Here is a 17,655-nt window from a genome sequence, read left to right as displayed (position 1 = left end):
GCGGGAAGCAGGAGCCCGGCGCTCCCGCTTTCCGCGCCTGCGGACGGGGCGCCAGGCCGCCGCGCCGGCGGGATGACCGGCCACCGCCGTCGCTGCATCCAACGGGACGTTGCCATGCCCGACATCCAGCTCGAAACCGACCGCCTCGTCCTGCGTCAGTGGCGCCTCGGGGATTTCGACCGCTACGCCGAGATGTTCGCCCACCCGGGGACCTGCCACATCGGCGGGCCGCTCGCCCTCGGCGATGCCTGGCGCCGCTTCCTGCAGATGCCGGGCGCATGGTCGCTGCAGGGCTTTGGCATGTTCGCCATCGAGGAAAAGGCCAGCGGCCTGTTCATGGGGCAGGCGGGCCCTTGGCAACCCGCCGGCTGGCCGGGCACCGAGGTGGGTTACGCCCTGCACCCGGGCGCCTGGGGCAGGGGCTATGCCACCGAGGCCTGCGCGGTTGCGATGGACTGGGCCTTCGACGTGCTCGGCTGGACCGAGATCATCCACTCGATCGACCCGGCCAACACGCCCTCGCAGAACGTCGCCCGCCGCCTGGGAGCGCGCAACCGCGGGCCGGGGCGCTTCCCGGCGCCGCTGGACACGCGCCATATCGACATCTGGGGGCAGACGCGCGAGGAGTGGCGCGCGCGTCGCCGCTCCGGGGCATGACCCGGCCCGCCTGACCCGCACCGACACCACGCCGGCGGACCGCTCCGCCCATGGAAGACCGCATGTCCACCACGCTGCCCAACCCGATCCCCGCCCGCATGAAGGGCGTCAACCGCGCCGAGATCTGCGACGCCAACTTCACCGAGTTCGTCCGGGCGTGGAACGGCCGGGCCGACGCGCGGCCTGCCCCGGACGAAGCGATCCTCGACGGCAGCGCACTGGACGCGCGGGGCTTTCGCGAGCTGTTCGAGTCGCAGCTGATCAGCCGCCACCTGGACCTCATGGCGCGCGTGCTGCGCGTGCAGAACAAGGTCTTCTACACCATCGGCAGCAGCGGGCACGAGGGCAATGCGATGGTCGCGCGGCTCACCCGCCACACCGACCCCGCGTTCCTGCACTACCGCTCCGGCGGCTTCATGGCCGAGCGCTTCCGCAAGCTGCCGGGCATGGACCCGGTGATGGACTCGGCCCTGAGCTTCGCCGCCAGCGCCGAGGATCCGGCCAGTGGCGGCCGCCACAAGGTGTGGGGAAGCAAGCCCCTGTGGGTGCTGCCGCAGACCTCGACCATCGCCTCCCACCTGCCCAAGGCGCTGGGCACCGCGGTCGCGATCGAGACCGCGCGTCGCATCGGCCATGCATTGCCGATTCCCGACGACTCCATCGCGATCTGCTCCTTCGGCGACGCCTCGGCCAACCACGCCACCGCGCAGACGGCGTTCAATGCGGCCGCGTGGACGGCCTACCAGAAGCTGCCCGCCCCCGTGCTGTTCGTCTGCGAGGACAACGGCATCGGCATCTCGGTGAAGACCCCGACGGGCTGGATCGCCAACCGCTTCCGCCAGATGCCCGGCCTGGACTACTTCTACGCCGACGGCCTCGACCTCGCCGGCGGCTACGGCGACGTGCAGCGCGCCGTCGAGCACTGCCGCCGCACGCGGCGCCCGACCTTCCTGCACCTGCGCACCACGCGCATCATGGGCCACGCCGGTACCGACTTCGAGATCGAGTGGCGCTCGATCGAGGAGCTCTGCGCGGTCGAGGCGACGGACCCGCTGCTGCGCTCGGCGGCCATCGCGCTCGAATCGGGCCTGATGTCGAAGGACGAACTCCTCGAGCTCTACGAGGCCACCCGCCGCAGGTGCTTCGCCGCTGCCGAGGAAGCCGACCGCCGGCCCAAGCTGCAGACGCTGGAGGAAGTCGTCGCGCCGCTCGCCCCGTGCACCGCGGCCGACGTGATGGCTGAAGCCGCCCGCTCGGATTACGCCGGGCGCCGCCTCGAGGTCTTCGGCAGCGAGGCGAAGCTGCCCGAGAACCAGCCCGCGCGCCACCTCGCCATTCAGATCAACAACGCCCTGCACGATCTGTTCGCCAAGTACCCGGACACCCTCCTGTTCGGCGAGGACGTGGCGCAGAAGGGCGGCGTGTACACCGTCACCAAGGGCCTCTACAAGGCCTTCGGCCCGCGCCGCGTGTTCAATACGCTGCTCGACGAGACCATGATCTTCGGCCTGGCCCAGGGCTTCGCGAACATGGGCATGCTGCCCGTGCCCGAGATCCAGTACCTGGCGTACTTCCACAACGCGGGCGACCAGATCCGCGGCGAGGCCTGCAGCCTGCAGTTCTTCAGCAACGACCAGTACCGCAATCCGATGGTCGTGCGCATGGCGGGCCTGGGTTACCAGCGCGGCTTCGGCGGGCATTTCCACAACGACAACTCGATCACCGCCCTGCGCGACATCCCCGGCCTCGTGGTCGGCTGCCCGTCGCGTGGCGACGATGCCGCGACGATGCTGCGCACGCTGATGGCGCTGGCGAAGGTGGACGGCCGCGTGTCGATCTTCCTCGAGCCCATCGCGCTGTACATGACCAAGGACCTGTACGAGCCGGGCGACGGCCTGTGGCTCACGCAGTACCCGGCGCCGGGCGAGGCGATGCCGCTGGGCGAAGGCCGCGTCTACGGCGAGGGCGACGACCTTGTCATCGTCACCTATGGCAACGGCGTGCCGATGAGCCTGCGGGCGGCGCGCCGCATCCAGCAGCAGCACGGCTGGAAGACGCGCGTGCTCGACCTGCGCTGGCTGGTGCCGCTCAACGACGCCTGGATCGTCGAGCAGGTCCGCGGGGCGAAGCGGGTGATCGTGGTGGACGAAGGGCGTCGCAGCGCGGGTGTGGGCGAGGGCGTCATCACCGCGCTGGTGGAAGGCGGCCTGGGCGCGTTGCCGGTGGAGCGCGTGGTCGGTGCCGACACCTACACGCCGCTGGCCGGCGCGGCCTTCCTGGTCATTCCGGGCGACGACGACATCGTGGCCGCCGCCGACACGCTCGCCGCACGCGGCTGAGGCGCCTCAGCGCTGCAGCCCGTCCGCCAGCGGCAGCGGCGCCAGCGCGCCGCCGCCGCATGTCAGCGAGGCGACGTCGGCATCGAGCGGAAGCACCGCCAGGGCTTCGTCGCGCAGGGCGCAGACGATCTGGCCGACCTCGCGTCCCTCGGCGTCATGCACCGGGGCGCCCGCGGCCAGCGCCTGACCGTTCACGCGCGCCAGGCCGCGCTTGGCCCGGCCCAGGAAATGCGTGCGGGCCACGATCTCCTGCCCCGGATAGCAGCCCTTGCGCACGCTGAAGGCCTGCAGGCGCTGCAGGGAGAGCTGCTGCGGCGTCCAGGCGGCCAGCGCCACGCCGGGCAGGGCCGGCCAGCCATGGGCGATGTCCAGCGCCCACCAGGCGGTGTCGTCGTCGGCAGCGGCTTCGGATCCGGCCGACAGGCGCAGCGTGCGGGCTCCCACCTCGCCCGACAGGTCCATCTCGACCGCATCGTCGCCTTCCCGGGACGCGACCGCGCCGCGTGCCGCGGCAGGCGGCGCGAGGCGGCCGCTCGCGCTTGTCGGCACGAGCTCGATCGACAGCCTGCTGCGGAAGACGAAGCGTTTCAGCGATGCGGCGAGCGCCTGCGCATCGCCCGTCGTGACCAGCCACAGGGTCTGCGCGTCCAGGCGCAGCAGCGCGAACAGCGCCTGCACCCGCCCCTTGGGCTCGAGCCAGCCGTTCCATTGCCAGGCCGCGTCGGCGAGAGCGGCCACGTCGTTCATGAACTGCGCCTGCGCGAAGGCCAGCGCATCGGGTCCGGCCAGTCGCACGACCCGTATCGCGGGCAGTGCGAGCCAGGCGCCGTCACCGTACTGCGGGTTGTCAGACATGGGGTACGGTCTTAAGCTTTCCGGCTGGAATGATAGGCCACACGCCCCCCGAAGCTCCCCGGGAATCGCCGGAAGACGGAGACACCGTACCGGCACCCGTGCCCGCGCCCCCGGCGCCGCGCGAGATCGGAGGACGCCCCGGACCCGAGCCGACGCGCTACGGCGACTGGGAAAAGGACGGCCGCTGCATCGATTTCTAGCGTCGTCCGCTTCAAGCCCGCGCGGCCGCGCCGCGATCACCGAGACCTCCCGCATGGCGTACCGCGAACGTCCATTGTCACCACACCTGCAGGTCTACCGCTGGCAGGTGCAGATGGTGAGCTCGATCCTGCACCGCGCGACCGGCATCGTGCTGTCGCTGGGCAGCCTGCTGATCGCCTGGGGCCTGGTGGCGCTGGCGTCCGGCTCCGAGGCATGGGGCACGTTCACCGGCTTCGCACGTTCCCCGGTCGGCCTGCTGGTGCTGTTTGGCTGGAGCTGGTCGATGGCCTACCACCTGCTCAGCGGCGTGCGCCACCTGCTGCAGGACATGGGCGTGGGCGTGGCCCTGCCCGTGTTCGTCAAGAGCGCCTGGCTCGCTATCGTCGGCAGCCTGCTGCTGACGGCGATGCTCTGGATCGCCGCCATCGCGCAATGGGGGAACGCATGAGCTACCGCAATCCGGGCCGCCCGCCCACGCTCCGCCATCCGCTGAAGCTCGCGCGCGGCCTCGGCTCCGCCCGCGACGGCACGGGGCACTTCTTCGTGCAGCGCATCACCGCCGTGGCGCTCGTGTTCCTCACGTTCTACGTGGTCGGGCTGCTGATCTCGCTCGTGGGCGCCGATTACGCCACCGTGCGCGCCCGCGTCGGCCACCCCGCGAACGCCACGCTGCTGGTGGCCTTCCTCATCGCCAATTTCTGGCATGCGCGGCTGGGCCTGCAGGTGATCCTGGAGGATTACGTGCACACCGCCGGGCGCTACATCACGCTGCACCTCCTCATCGTCTTCGCCTGCGTGCTCGCCGGCCTCGCGAGCGTGCTCGCGGTGGTGCGCGTGATGCTCGGCGCCTGACGGCCTCCGGGAACCTTCGATGCCTGCTGCATACCCGATCCAGGAACACAAGTTCGACATGGTCGTCGTCGGCGCCGGCGGCGCCGGCCTGCGCGCCACGTTCGGCCTGGCCCAGAAGGGCCTGAAGACCGCCTGCATCACCAAGGTCTTCCCGACGCGCTCGCACACCGTGGCCGCGCAGGGCGGCGTGGCTGCTGCGCTCGCCAACATGGGCGAGGACGACTGGCGCTACCACTTCTTCGACACGGTGAAGGGCAGCGACTGGCTGGGCGACCAGGACGCCATCGAGTACATGTGCCGCGAGGCCATCCCCGCGATCATCGAGCTCGAGCACTACGGCGTGCCGTTCTCGCGCACCGAGGACGGCCGCATCTACCAGCGCCCGTTCGGCGGCATGACCACGCGCTTCGGCGAGGGCCCGCCCGCGCAGCGCACCTGCGCCGCGGCCGACCGCACGGGCCACGCGATCCTGCACACGCTCTACCAGCAGTCGCTCGCCCACGACGCGCAGTTCTTCATCGAGTACTTCGCGCTCGACCTGATCATGGACGCCGACGGCAGCTGCCGCGGCGTGCTCGCGCTGGACATGGCCAGCGGCACCCTGCACCTGTTCCGCGCCCACGGCACCGTGCTCGCCACGGGCGGCTACGGCCGCGCGTACTTCAGCGCGACCTCCGCGCACACCTGCACCGGCGACGGCGGCGGCATGGCGCTGCGCGCCGGGCTGGCGATGCAGGACATGGAGTTCGTCCAGTTCCACCCGACCGGCATCTACGGCGCCGGCTGCCTGATCACGGAAGGCGTGCGAGGCGAGGGCGGCATCCTGCGCAACTCCAACGGCGAGCGCTTCATGGAGCGCTACGCGCCCAGCGTCAAGGACCTCGCGCCGCGCGACATGGTCAGCCGCGCGATGACCATGGAGATTCGCGAAGGCCGCGGCGTCGGCGAGTTCCAGGACCACATCCTGCTCGACCTCACGCACCTGGGCCCCGAGGTCATCCACGAGAAGCTGCCCGGCATCGCCGAATCCGCGCGCATCTTCGCCGGCGTCGACGTCGAGAAGCAGCCGATCCCGGTGATCCCGACCGTCCACTACAACATGGGCGGCATCCCGACCAACTACCACGGCGAGGTGGTGCAGCTTCGCCACGGCAACCCCGACGCGGTGGTGCCGGGCCTGTACGCGATCGGCGAGGCGGCCTGCGTGTCCGTGCACGGCGCCAACCGCCTGGGCTCGAACTCGCTGCTCGACCTCGTGGTGTTCGGCCGCGCGGTGGCCAACCGCTGCGCCGAAACCATCGGCCGGGACATGCCGCACGCGCCGCTGGCCGGCGATGCCTGCGATGCCGCGCTCGCGCGCCTGGACCGCCTGCGCAACGCCAGCGGCGGCACGCCGACCTCGGTCATCCGCGACAAGATGCAGCGCACGATGCAGGCGGACGCGGCGGTGTTCCGCACCGGCGAGTCCTTGGCCGACGGCGCGCGCAAGATGCGCGAGATCCATGCCTCGTTCGCCGACGTGCGCGTCACCGACCGCTCGCTGGTCTGGAACTCCGACCTCATCGAGACCTTCGAGCTGGCGAACCTGCTGGACCAGGCGCTGGTCACGATCGTGTCGGCCGAGAACCGCACCGAGTCGCGCGGCGCGCACGCACGCGAGGACTACCCCGAGCGCGACGACGTCAACTGGATGAAGCACACGCTGTGCTGGGTGGACGAGGCGGGCAATACCCGCATCGACTACCGCCCGGTGCATTCGTACACCCTGACCAACGACATCGCGCCGGTGCCGCCGAAGAAGCGCGTGTATTGACGGCCGGGATTCGGGATACGGGATTCGGGAACGGAGACGGCCAAGGCCTCCAGACCCGTTTTTTCGACCCCCGAATCCCCAATCCCGAATCCCGGATACAAAGCCATGGCCGAATTCACCCTCCCCAAGAACTCGAAGATCCAGAAGGGCCGCCACTTCGCCGCCACCGGCGCGAAGAAGCCGCGGGTCTTCAAGGTCTACCGCTGGAATCCGGATGACGGGCGCAATCCGCAGGTCGACACCTACGAGGTGGACCTCGCGACCTGCGGCCCGATGGTCCTGGACGCGCTGATCAAGATCAAGAACGAGATCGACCCGACGCTCACGTTCCGTCGCTCCTGCCGAGAGGGCATCTGCGGCTCGTGCGCGATGAACATCGACGGCACCAACACGCTCGCCTGCACCAAGGCGATCGACGACTGCCGCACCGGCGACGTCGCGATCTACCCGCTGCCGCACATGCCGGTGGTCAAGGACCTGGTCCCGGACCTGACGCATTTCTACGCGCAGTACGCCTCGATCAAGCCGTGGCTGCGCACCCAGAGCCCGACCCCGAGCGACCGCGAGCGCCTGCAGTCCCCGGAGGACCGCAAGAAGCTCGACGGGCTGTACGAGTGCATCCTCTGCGCCTGCTGCTCGACCAGCTGCCCGAGCTACTGGTGGAACGGCGACCGCTACCTCGGCCCGGCGATCCTGCTGCAGGCCTACCGCTGGATCATCGACTCGCGCGACGAGGACACCGGCGCGCGGCTGGACGATCTCGAGGATCCGTTCAAGCTCTACCGCTGCCACACGATCATGAACTGCGCGCGCACCTGCCCGAAGGGGCTGAACCCCGCGCGCGCGATCGGCGAGATCAAGAAGCTGATGCTGGCCCGCCGCGTCTGACGCGGCCTGCGCGGGAGGCATGATGGACATACGCGAGATCTACCTTCCGGCGCTGGCGATGGTCGTGCTGACCTTCGCCGTCTGGTGGCGCATGTACTTCGCGCGCGTCGGCCAGATGAGGCGCGAGCGCATCCATCCGCAGAAGGTCGCGACGTCGGCCCAGGCCACGGCCCTGCTGACCGACAGCCGGGCCGCCGACAACTTCCGCAACCTCTTCGAGCTGCCGGTACTGTTCTATCTGGCGCTCGTCGTGGCCGACCGGATGGACATGGTCGATGGCATCAGCGTCGCCCTGGCCTGGGCCTTCGTCCTGCTTCGCGTCGTCCACAGCGCGATCCACGTGACCTACAACCGCGTCATGCATCGCTTCGCGGCCTACGTCGCCGGCGGCATGGTCCTCTGGCTGCTGTGGGGCTACCTCGCGGTCGGCCTGCTGTCGGGATGAGCGAGGCGGAACTGCGGGCGCTGCGCTGGCGCTGCCGGCGGGGGATGCGCGAACTCGACCAGCTTCTCGAACGCTGGCTCGAGCGCGGATGGCCGCAGGTGTCCGAACATGAGCGCGGGGTTTTCCGACGGCTTCTGGATGTCGAGGATCCCAGGCTATGGCGTGCCTTCCTCGGACAGGAGCCGCTTGACGATGCCGAACTCCAGCAGATGGTCGACGCGATCGCGCGCCTGCCGCATTGAGCTGCGGTCGTCACGCATGCTCGCCGCCTTGCTGGTTGCGCTCGGTCTCGGCGGCGTGCCGGGCTGGTTCCTGAGCGATGCCGGGCCGCTGCTCGCCACGTGCGGTGCCGGCGCGGGCCTGGCCTGGGCGCTTCGGCTCGCCGCCACGGAGGCCATGCGGCCCCGGCTGGAGATCGTGCTCGGAGCCGACGGCCGCGCGAGGCTGGAAGGGCGCGAGCTGGACGCATTCGAGGTGGAACGTCGCGGCCCGCTGACGATGCTGAGCTGGCGCTGCGGCAGCCGGCTGGAGCGCCGCTTGGCCTTCCCGGACGCCATCGACGCCGCGTCGCGCCGTGAACTGCGCCTGTGGCTGCTCGCACAGCGTGAGCATGCGGCGCCGGCGGCAGTGGCACCATAGGCGACCCCCGGACGCCGAGCCGCATGTTCACACCCATCCCCGTCGCCATCGGCCTGCGCTATCTGCGCGCAAAGCGCCGCAACGGTTTCATCTCCTTCATCTCGCTCGCTTCGATCCTCGGCATCGGGCTGGGGGTGGCTGCGCTCATCACCACTCTGGCCGTCATGAGCGGATTCCAGCGCGAGATCCGCGACCGCATGCTGCAGATGGTGGCGCACGCTACCGTCAGCGCCTACGGTGATCCCCTGTACCACTGGGAGACCGCCGTCCGCCGCGCCACTGCCGACGCGCGCGTGGCCGGCGCGGCCCCGTACGTCGAGGCGCAGACGCTGCTCTCCGGCGCACGCAAGCAGCCGGCGATCGTGCGGGGCGTGCTGCCTGCCGACGAGCGCCGCGTCTCGGTGCTGGGCGACAAGATGGTGCAGGGCCGGCTGGAGGACCTCACGCCCGGCAGCTTCAACATCGTCATCGGCAAGGAACTGGCGATCTGGCTGGGCGTCGGCATCGGCGACGACGTGGTCATGATGACTTCCGAGGCGCGCGCCACACCGGTGGGTGCGCTGCCGCAGCTCAAGCGCTTCCGGGTGAGCGGCATCTTCGAGGCCGGCTACAACGAGTTCGACCGCGGCATGGCCTTCGTGCACATGCGCGACCTGCAGCGCGTGCAGCGGCTGGGCGATGCGGTGACGGGCGTGCGGCTGAAGATGCACGACATGGACCGGGCCTGGGAGGTGGCGCGCGATCTCGCGCTGTCCCTGGGCGGGCCGTTCAAGGTCAGCGACTGGACGCTCGAGAACGCCAACATGTTCCGCGCGCTCAAGATGGAGAAGGCGATCATGGCGATCCTGCTGTCGCTGATCATCGCCATGGGGGCGTTCAACCTCGTGTCCTCGCAGGTGATGCTGGTGACCGACAAGCAGGCGGACATCGCGATCATGCGCACGCTGGGCCTGAGCCCGCGCGGCGTGATGCAGGTGTTCATGGTGCAGGGCACGCTGATCGGCGTGATCGGCACGGTGCTCGGGGTGGTCTTCGGCATCCTGCTCACGCTGAACCTCGAGAACATCCTGCGTGCGATCGAGGGCGTCTTCGGCGTGCAGCTGCTGCCCGCCGACGTCTACTACATCACGGGCCTGCCGACCGATCTCCAGGCCTCCGACGTGACCTGGATCGCCGCGGTGGCGCTCGCGATGGCCTTCCTCGCCACCATCTACCCGGCCTGGCGCGCCGCCCGCACGCCGCCCGCGGAGGCCCTTCGCTATGAGTGAGCCCATGGGCGATGTCATCCGCGCCGAGCGCCTCGGCAAGACCTACGCCGAGGGCCGGCTTCGCACGCCGGTCTTCGACGGGCTCGACCTTGCCGTGCATGCGGGGGAGACGGTCGCGATCCTGGGCGCCTCAGGAGCGGGCAAGAGCACGCTGCTGCACCTGCTCGGCGGCCTGGACACGCCGACGTCGGGCGAGGTCTACGTCGGCGGGCAGAAGATGAGCGCGCTTTCCGACGCCGCGCGCGGCGCGCTGCGCAACCGGGCACTGGGTTTCGTGTACCAGTTCCACCACCTGCTGCCGGAGTTCACCGCGCTGGAGAACGTGATGCTGCCGGTGATGCTGGCGGGCGAACCGGTCGCGCAGGCCACGCAGCGCGCGCGGGCGTTGCTGGAAGCGGTGGGCCTGGGCCATCGCGTGGACCACAAGCCCGGCGAGCTGTCCGGTGGCGAGCGCCAGCGTGCCGCGGTGGCCCGTGCGCTGGTGAACCGGCCGGCCTGCGTACTGGGCGACGAGCCGACCGGCAATCTCGACGAGAAGACGGCGGCCAACGTGTTCGAGCTGATGCTCGACCTCAATCGCGAGCAGCGCACCAGCCTGGTGCTGGTGACGCACGACCGCCGCCTCGGACGCCGCCTGGATCGCGTGCTCGAACTGCACGAGGGGCGGCTGCGCGAGCTCCGGCCCGACGAGGTCTAGCCCTCGATGCACGCGGCAGGGACGCCGCCCGATATCCGCCTGGTCGCGCCGGCCCTGCTGGTCGGCGCCGTCGCTGCGCTGGCGATGCCCTGGCCCGTGCCCGCGTGGGCGGCCCTGGCGGTGCTCGCGTCCGCGGTCCTGTGCGTCGTGCGTGTTCCGGCCCTTCGGTGGCCGGCCCTGCTCGTGGCCGGGTTCGGTATCGCCTCGGCGCATGCGGCGTTCGCGCTCGATGCCCGCATTCCCGCGGTGCCGGCCCGGCATGACGCGGTGCTGGTTGGGCGGGTCGCGAGCCTGCCGCGCACGGAGCCGCGGCGCGTCGTCTTCGACTTCGATGTCGAGGACGCCGGGGCGCTGATGCCCGCAGGGCGCCGCGTGCGTCTTGCCTGGTACTACGACGCGCCCGCAGCGCCGCCGGCCGTCAGGGCGGGTGAGCGCTGGCGTTTTCCGGTCCGTCTCAAGGCGCCCCGCGGCTTGCGCAACCCCGGCGGCGCCGATGCCGAGCGGTACGCGCTCGCCGACCGGCTGTCGGCGACCGGCTACCTGCGCGGCCGCCAGGCGCGCCGCCTCGGTCCGGCGACCGGGCTGCAGGCCTGGCGCGAGCGTGCTTCGGCGCGGATCGCCACGGAGGTCCCGTCGGCGTCGGCGCGCTTCGTGCAGGCGCTCGCGCTGGGTGACACGCGCGGGCTGAACGACCGCGACTGGCGCATTCTCCGCGCCGACGGGCTGACCCACCTGATCGCCATCAGTGGCTTCCACGTCGGCATGGTCGCAGGTGCGGCGGCACTGCTGGTGCGACTGCCGTGGTGGCTGTTGCCGGCGCTCGGCCGACGCATGCCCGCACGTGTCGCCGGCGCGCTCTCGGGCCTGCTGGCCGCGCTGGCCTATGCCGCCGCCGCGGGCTTCTCGATCCCGACCGTGCGCACCGTGCTGATGATCGCGGTGGTGGCGCTGGCCTGCGCCGCGCGCCGGGCGCTGCGCGTATGGGACGCGTTGGCGCTGGCGGTGGTCGCGATCATCGTGGCGGACCCGCTCGCGCTGCTCGGCGCCGGCTTCTGGCTCAGCTTCGCGGGCGTGGCATGGCTGGCCTGGTGCCTGCCGCGCGAGCAGGGCGCCGCGCTTGGCGGCCTGGTGCGTGCGCAGGCCGTCGCGAGCATCGGCCTGCTTCCCCTGGGCGTGTTCTTCTTCGACCAGGCCTCGCTCGCCGGCCCGGTCGCCAACCTCGTGGCCGTTCCGTTGTGGAGCCTGGTGGTGGCGCCACTCGCGGTCGCGGGCGTAGTACTGGACGCGTTCGCGCCCTCGCTCGCGGTCATGGTATGGCGCGCCGGGGCAGCCGCATTCGACCTTGCCTGGCCGGCGTTCGAGCGCATCGGCGAGAGCCCGCTCGCGCTGTGGTGGATTCCGGAGTCCGCGCCCGTCGCGATGCCGCTGGCCTGCGCCGGCGCCGCCTGGCTTCTGCTGCCGCGCGGGGTTCCCGGGCGGCCGCTGGCGATCGCGCTGTGGCTGCCGCTGCTGTGGCCGGCCGCCCACCGGCCCGCGACCGGGGAGGTGGAAGTGACCGCGATCGACGTCGGGCAGGGCCTGGCCGTGCTCGTGCGCACGCGGTCGCATGCGCTGCTCTACGACGCCGGCCCGGCGGCGCCCGACGGATTCGACGCCGGCGAGCGCGCGGTGGTGCCGGTGTTGCGGGCGCGCGGCGTCGCCAGGCTCGACCGCTTCGTCGTCAGTCATGGCGACAACGACCACGCGGGTGGTGTCGATGCGGTCCGCGCCGAGATCCCCGTGCAAGCGCTGGCCGCGCCCGAGGGGGCGGGCATCGACGGCGCCCGCGCCTGCCGCGCCGGCACCGCGTGGACCTGGGACGGCGTCCGGTTCCGCGTGCTGCATCCGCCCGCGTACTTTCCGTACCTCGCGAACGAGTCCAGCTGCGTGCTCCGCATCGAGACCGGGCACGGCGCGGTGCTGCTCACGGGCGACATCGGCGACATCATCGAGCGCAGGCTGCTCGCGGATGCCCCGGGCCACGTGCAGACGGACGTGGTCTTCGCCGCGCATCACGGCAGCCGCCATTCCTCCGACCCCGCCTTCGTGGCCGCGACGGGCGCCGACCACGTGGTGTTCTCCAGCGGTCATGGCAACCGGTTCCGGCACCCGGCGGCGCCGGTGCGTGCGCGGTGGAGCGCGGCGGGCGCACGGGCCTGGAACACCGCCGAGCACGGTGCGGTGACGATCCGCGTGGGCACCCGGGGCGTCGAGGTGGCCGCCCGGCGCGACCAGGCGCCGCGGCTGTGGGACGCGGCACGGATCGAGGCCCGGAGCGCTGGGCTATCCTATCGGCGCGACTAGGGGTCGCCCGGAGGACGTGTGCTCGAACTGGTGAAGGCCGGCGGCTGGCCGATGATCCCGCTGCTGATGCTCTCGGCGCTCGCCGTCGCGCTGATCGTGGAACGGGCCGTGGCGCTGCGCCGCAGCCGCGTCATGCCGCCCAAGCTCGGCGACGAGGTGCGCGCCTGGGCCGCGCGCGGCGCGCTCGATCCCGCGCACATCGACTCGCTGCGCCGTACCTCGCCGCTGGGCACGCTGCTGGCCGCCGTGCTGGACATGCGTGCGCGGCCGCGCGAGCACATGCGCGAGCGCGTGGAGGACGTGGGTCGCCACCTCGTGCACCGCATGGAACGCTACCTCAACACGCTCGGCACGATCGCCGCCGCGGGCCCGCTGCTGGGCCTGTTCGGCACGGTGGTGGGCATGATCGAGATGTTCCTCGGCATTCTCGACCATGGCATCGGCGACGTGAACCAGCTGGCCGGCGGCATCGGCAAGGCGCTGATCTGCACGGCGACCGGCATGATCGTGGCCATCCCGGCGCTCATCGCGCACCGCTGGTACCGCGGCCGGATCGCCGAGTACATCGTGGACATGGAGCACGAGGCGATCGCCCTGATGGACGTGGTCGAGCAGCGACGCCCGGCGCAGGTGGCCTGAGCGATGCGCATCGGCGGTCATCGGCCGGTGGACGAGCCGGACATCAACCTGGTCCCGCTCATCGACGTCATCCTGGTGCTCGTGATCTTCTTCGTCGTGACCGCGACGTTCGAGGGGCGATCGGCACTCAAGCTCGAGCTGCCGCGCGCCACCGGCGAAGCGGCCCAGGCCGGGGACCCGCTGGACGTCATCGTCAACGCCGACGGCCGTTATTTCGTGGAGGATCGCGAAGTGCTGCAGCCCGGGGCCGACGCGCTCAAGGCGACGATCCGCGACGTCGGAGGCGGCGAGCACGACCGCCCCGTGATGCTGCGCGCCGATGCGAAGACGCCCTACCAGGCGGTGATCACCGCGCAGGAGGCGCTCGGGCAGCTGGGCTATCGACGGATCCTGCTGGCGGTGGCGAATCCGCCGGCCGCGGCGGCGGGGGCCGAGTGAGCGGCCCGGTCGTGACCGACGCCCCGGCCTGGGCGACGTATCGCCGCCTGCTGGCGTTCGTGAAGCCCTACCGCGCGATGCTCGTGGTCGGGCTCGTCGCGCTGGCCGTCGAGGCGGCGGCCGGTGGCCTGTTCACGTTCACGATGCAGCCGATCATCGACGAGACCTTCGATGCGACGCGCGAACGCATGGACCTGCTGCTTCCGCTGCAGATCATCGGCCTCTTCGTCGTGCGCGGGCTGGCCGGCTACGTCACCGACATGTCCATGGCCCGCGCAGGCCGCGGCATCGCACGCGACCTGCGCGTGCTGGTGCACGCCAAGTACCTGAGGCTCCCGGGCCAGCGTTTCGACAGCGAGCCGGTACCGTCCATGCTCACGCGCCTGGGCTCCGACAGCGACCAGGTGGCGCTCGCCGCGGTCGACGCCATGAAGGTGATGCTGCAGCAGTCGGCGCAGGTCATCGCCATGCTCGCGGTGATGTTCTCGCACAGCTGGAAGGTCACGCTGGCCGTGCTGCTGCTCGCCCCGCCCCTGGCCTGGGTGATGGACAGGGTGGGGCGCAGGTACCGCCGCATCGGCCATCGCATCCAGGAGAGCGGGGCGACGCTGCTGCAGCTGGGCGACCAGTCGCTCGGCAACCAGCAGGAAGTGAAGGTCTACGGCGCGCAGGCATCGGAATCGCGCCGGTATGCGGAGCAGGCCGACGGCTACCTCCGGCTCAGCCTGAAGGTGGAGTCCACGCGCAGCATCTCCTCGGCGATGGTGCAGCTGATGGGGGCGATCGGGCTGGCCGCCTTGCTGTTCCTGGCGGGCCGCGAGGCCGCCGCGGGGCGGCTCACGGCAGGCGGTTTCGTTTCGCTGATGATGTCGATGATGGCCATCATCCCGGCCATCAAGCAGCTCACGAACGTCCAGGGCATGCTGCAGCGCGGGATCGCATCCGCCGACCGCCTGTTCTCCGTGCTCGACGCGCCCGACGAGGTGGACGTGGGCACGCGGCCGGTCCAGCGCGCGCGCGGCGAGATCGAATTCCGCGACGTCAGCGCGCGCTATCCGGGCCAGTCCGAACGCGCCCTGTCGGACATCAGCTTTGTCGCCCGCCCGGGCACCGTGACCGCCATCGTCGGCCGCTCGGGCAGCGGCAAGTCGACGCTGATCAAGCTGATCCCGCGCTTCTACGATCCCGAGGCGGGCGAGATCCTGCTGGACGGGCATCCGCTTCGTGACTACCGCCTGGCCGACCTGCGCCGGCAGATCGCGCTGGTCGGCCAGCAGGTCATGCTGTTCGACGGCTCCGTGGCCGCCAACGTGGCCTATGGCGAGCTCGCCGACGCCACGCCGGAACGCCTGGCGCAGGCCATCGCGGGCGCCAACGCGGCCGAGTTCGTCGACCGGATGCCGCAGGGGCGCGATACCTCCATCGGCATCCGCGGCGGGCGGCTGTCGGGCGGGCAGCGCCAGCGCCTGGCCATCGCCCGCGCCATGCTGAAGGACGCGCCGATCCTGATCCTGGACGAGGCCACCGCCGCGCTCGACACCGAGTCCGAGCGGCTGGTGCAGGACGCGCTGGAGCGCCTCATGCCGGACCGCACCACGCTGGTGATCGCGCACCGCCTGTCCACCATCGAGCACGCCGATCAGGTGCTGGTGCTCGACCAGGGGCGCATCGTCGAGCGCGGCACGCATTCCGAACTGCTGGCCATGGGCGGCCTGTACGCGCATCTGCACCGGATGCAGTTCCGCGAGGCGGGCTGATGCCGCGCGCGCCCGGCTACTGGTACGGCGATGCTCCGGTGCCCGCGGCCGCGCGCCTGGGCGAGGCCGTCTACCGCACCGGCGTCGCGGTGCGCCGCGCCCTCTATGCCCGCGGACTGCTGCGCGCGCGCCATCCGGGCGTGCCGGTGATCGTGGTCGGCAACCTGACGGCCGGCGGTGCCGGGAAGACGCCCACCACGATCGCGCTGGTGGAGCGCCTGCAGGCGGCCGGCTGGACGCCCGGCGTCGCCAGCCGCGGCTACGGTCGCGACGGCACCGCGCCCTTGTGGGTCGACGCGGCCACGCCGGTGCATCTGGCGGGCGACGAGCCGCTGCTCATCGCGCGGCGCACGGGCGCGAAGGTGCGCGTCGACCGCCAGCGCGCCGCGGCCGCGCGCGAGCTCGCCGCCGCCGGCTGCGACGTCGTGGTCTGCGACGACGGGCTGCAGCACTATGCGCTGGCCCGCGACATCGAGATCGAGGTCGTCGACGGGCGTCGTCGCTATGGCAACGGTCGCCTGATCCCGGCGGGCCCGCTGCGGGAGCCGCCCTCGCGCGCCCGCCGCTGCGACTTCCGCGTGGTGAACCTGGGCGACGGCGGCGGCGCGCCCGAGTTCGGCGAGTGGCCCATGCGTCTGGCCGTGGCCGATGCCGTGCCGCTGTTGGGGCGCCGTCCGCGGCCACTGGCCGCCTTCGCCGGCCAGCGCGTGCATGCGGTGGCCGGCATCGGCGACCCGGCCCGCTTCTTCCACATGCTGAAGGCCCGCGGCATCGCCGTCGTGCCGCACGCCTTCGCCGACCACCACGAGTTCCGCGCCTCGGACCTGGACTTCGCCAGCCCGCTTCCCATCCTCATGACGGAGAAGGACGCGGTGAAGTGCCTGGCCTTCGCGCCCGAGCACGCCTTCGCCGTGCCGGTGCGGGCCGAGCTGCCCGAAGCGTTCTGGGCCGCGGTGCTCGACCGCCTCGCCGCCCTCGCAACGCCCCGTACGCCATGACCGGTTTCGTCGTCGCCATTCCCGCCCGCTTCGCGGCCTCGCGGCTTCCCGGCAAGCCCCTGCGCATGCTCGCCGGCGAGCCCCTGGTCGCCCACGTGGCGCGCCGCGCACTGGCAGCCGGTGCGGCGGACGTCTGGGTGGCTGCCGACGACGAGCGCATCGCGCGCGCGCTGGAGGGCCTGGGCGTACACGTCGCGATGACCTCGCCGGACCATGCCTCGGGGACCGACCGCCTTGCCGAGTGCGCGCGCATCGCCGGCTGGGCGGATGACCGGATCGTGGTCAACCTGCAGGGCGACGAGCCCTTCGCGCCGGTGTCCGGGATCCGGGCGGTGGCCGCCGCGCTGGAGGAATCGGGCGCCCCCATGGCCACGCTCGCGGTGCAGGTCGACGATGCGGCGCAGCTGTTCGACCCGAACGCCGTCAAGCTCGTGCGCGCCGCGAACGGGGATGCGCTGTACTTCAGCCGCGCCCCCATCCCCTGGGCGCGCGACGCCTTCGCCCGCGGCCGTGACGCGCTGCCGCCCGGCGGGCACTGGCTGCGCCACATCGGCATCTACGCCTATCGCGTGGGCTTCCTGCAGCGCTTCGCGGCCATGCCGCCCGGGCGGCTGGAGGGCATCGAGTCACTGGAGCAGCTGCGCGTGCTGGAGGCGGGCCACCGCATCGCGGTCGCGCTCGCGCCCGAGCCGTTCCCGCCGGGCGTGGACACCCCCGAGGACCTTGCGCGCGCCAAGGCCCGCCTGGCGCGGGCAGGCTGAACCGTCGCGCCGCCTGCGCCTGGCGCTGCGGATAATCGGCCCCATGTCACGCGCGATGTCGAGCC

General features: G+C 71.7%; 19 protein-coding genes. 18 read left to right on the top strand and 1 reads right to left on the bottom strand.

Annotated features, from left to right (window positions below):
• Positions 1–114: 114 nt before the first annotated feature.
• Both EYQ95_RS12415 and EYQ95_RS12410 read left to right on the top strand, forming a co-directional pair.
• Positions 115–657 (top strand): GNAT family N-acetyltransferase, encoded by a 543-nt coding sequence (locus EYQ95_RS12415; RefSeq protein ID WP_132327531.1) that lies wholly within the window; start codon positions 115–117, stop codon positions 655–657.
• Positions 658–719: 62 nt separating this feature from the next.
• Positions 720–2,996, top strand: coding sequence for a thiamine pyrophosphate-dependent enzyme (locus EYQ95_RS12410; protein ID WP_132327530.1), 2,277 nt, complete (start codon positions 720–722; stop codon positions 2,994–2,996).
• 6 nt (positions 2,997–3,002) lie between these two features.
• Here EYQ95_RS12410 and EYQ95_RS12405 read toward each other — a convergent pair whose 3' ends face one another.
• Positions 3,003–3,851 (bottom strand): folate-binding protein YgfZ, encoded by an 849-nt coding sequence (locus EYQ95_RS12405; RefSeq protein ID WP_132327529.1) that lies wholly within the window; start codon positions 3,849–3,851, stop codon positions 3,003–3,005.
• A gap of 29 nt (positions 3,852–3,880) precedes the next feature.
• Here EYQ95_RS12405 and EYQ95_RS26975 point away from each other — a divergent pair, with 29 nt between their 5' ends.
• From EYQ95_RS26975 to kdsB, 16 genes are all read left to right on the top strand, one after another.
• Positions 3,881–4,051: a DUF1674 domain-containing protein gene (locus EYQ95_RS26975; protein ID WP_132327528.1), complete on the top strand. Its 171-nt coding sequence runs from the start codon at positions 3,881–3,883 to the stop codon at positions 4,049–4,051.
• Between the two features lie 53 nt (positions 4,052–4,104).
• Positions 4,105–4,500, top strand: a complete 396-nt coding sequence (gene sdhC, locus EYQ95_RS12395) for a succinate dehydrogenase, cytochrome b556 subunit (protein WP_132327527.1) — start codon at positions 4,105–4,107, stop codon at positions 4,498–4,500.
• Positions 4,497–4,904: a succinate dehydrogenase, hydrophobic membrane anchor protein gene (sdhD, locus tag EYQ95_RS12390; protein WP_132327526.1), complete on the top strand. Its 408-nt coding sequence runs from the start codon at positions 4,497–4,499 to the stop codon at positions 4,902–4,904. The genes sdhC and sdhD overlap by 4 nt, the downstream gene beginning before the upstream one ends.
• A 19-nt stretch (positions 4,905–4,923) precedes the next feature.
• A complete protein-coding gene (gene sdhA / locus EYQ95_RS12385) occupies positions 4,924–6,717 on the top strand; it encodes a succinate dehydrogenase flavoprotein subunit (protein WP_132327525.1) in 1,794 nt (597 codons plus the stop codon).
• A 105-nt stretch (positions 6,718–6,822) separates the two neighbouring features.
• Positions 6,823–7,605: a succinate dehydrogenase iron-sulfur subunit gene (locus EYQ95_RS12380; RefSeq protein ID WP_132327524.1), complete on the top strand. Its 783-nt coding sequence runs from the start codon at positions 6,823–6,825 to the stop codon at positions 7,603–7,605.
• A gap of 19 nt (positions 7,606–7,624) precedes the next feature.
• The gene (locus EYQ95_RS12375; protein WP_132327523.1) at positions 7,625–8,050 is read left to right on the top strand and encodes an MAPEG family protein; all 426 of its coding nucleotides are present in this window, start codon (positions 7,625–7,627) and stop codon (positions 8,048–8,050) included.
• On the top strand, positions 8,047–8,292 hold the full coding sequence (locus EYQ95_RS12370; protein WP_132327522.1) for a succinate dehydrogenase assembly factor 2: 246 nt from the start codon (positions 8,047–8,049) through the stop codon (positions 8,290–8,292). Before EYQ95_RS12375 ends, EYQ95_RS12370 begins: the two co-directional genes overlap by 4 nt.
• A gap of 16 nt (positions 8,293–8,308) precedes the next feature.
• Positions 8,309–8,689: a hypothetical protein gene (locus tag EYQ95_RS12365; protein WP_132327521.1), complete on the top strand. Its 381-nt coding sequence runs from the start codon at positions 8,309–8,311 to the stop codon at positions 8,687–8,689.
• 23 nt (positions 8,690–8,712) lie between these two features.
• Complete coding sequence (locus EYQ95_RS12360; protein WP_132327520.1) at positions 8,713–9,957, top strand: lipoprotein-releasing ABC transporter permease subunit; 1,245 nt, start codon at positions 8,713–8,715, stop codon at positions 9,955–9,957.
• Positions 9,950–10,654, top strand: a complete 705-nt coding sequence (gene lolD / locus EYQ95_RS12355) for a lipoprotein-releasing ABC transporter ATP-binding protein LolD (RefSeq protein WP_132327519.1) — start codon at positions 9,950–9,952, stop codon at positions 10,652–10,654. The genes EYQ95_RS12360 and lolD overlap by 8 nt, the downstream gene beginning before the upstream one ends.
• 6 nt (positions 10,655–10,660) lie before the next feature.
• Positions 10,661–12,997 carry a DNA internalization-related competence protein ComEC/Rec2 gene (locus tag EYQ95_RS12350; RefSeq protein WP_132327518.1) on the top strand — a complete coding sequence of 779 codons (2,337 nt, stop codon included), beginning with the start codon at positions 10,661–10,663 and terminating at the stop codon, positions 12,995–12,997.
• Positions 12,998–13,015: 18 nt separating this feature from the next.
• Positions 13,016–13,636: a MotA/TolQ/ExbB proton channel family protein gene (locus EYQ95_RS12345; RefSeq protein WP_165924717.1), complete on the top strand. Its 621-nt coding sequence runs from the start codon at positions 13,016–13,018 to the stop codon at positions 13,634–13,636.
• Between the two features lie 3 nt (positions 13,637–13,639).
• Positions 13,640–14,074 (top strand): biopolymer transporter ExbD, encoded by a 435-nt coding sequence (locus EYQ95_RS12340; protein ID WP_132327517.1) that lies wholly within the window; start codon positions 13,640–13,642, stop codon positions 14,072–14,074.
• 77 nt (positions 14,075–14,151) lie between these two features.
• Positions 14,152–15,831, top strand: coding sequence for a lipid A export permease/ATP-binding protein MsbA (gene msbA / locus EYQ95_RS12335; RefSeq protein WP_243699919.1), 1,680 nt, complete (start codon positions 14,152–14,154; stop codon positions 15,829–15,831).
• Entirely contained in the window at positions 15,831–16,829 is a 999-nt protein-coding gene (gene lpxK, locus EYQ95_RS12330; protein ID WP_132327516.1) for a tetraacyldisaccharide 4'-kinase, read from the top strand. Before msbA ends, lpxK begins: the two co-directional genes overlap by 1 nt.
• Positions 16,826–17,590 (top strand): 3-deoxy-manno-octulosonate cytidylyltransferase, encoded by a 765-nt coding sequence (gene kdsB, locus EYQ95_RS12325; RefSeq protein WP_132327515.1) that lies wholly within the window; start codon positions 16,826–16,828, stop codon positions 17,588–17,590. Before lpxK ends, kdsB begins: the two co-directional genes overlap by 4 nt.
• Positions 17,591–17,655 lie beyond the last annotated feature (65 nt).

This window comes from Lysobacter sp. N42, from assembly GCF_004344885.1.
Note: the sequence above shows the minus strand (reverse complement) of the source record. Positions and strands in the feature narration are given on the sequence as shown.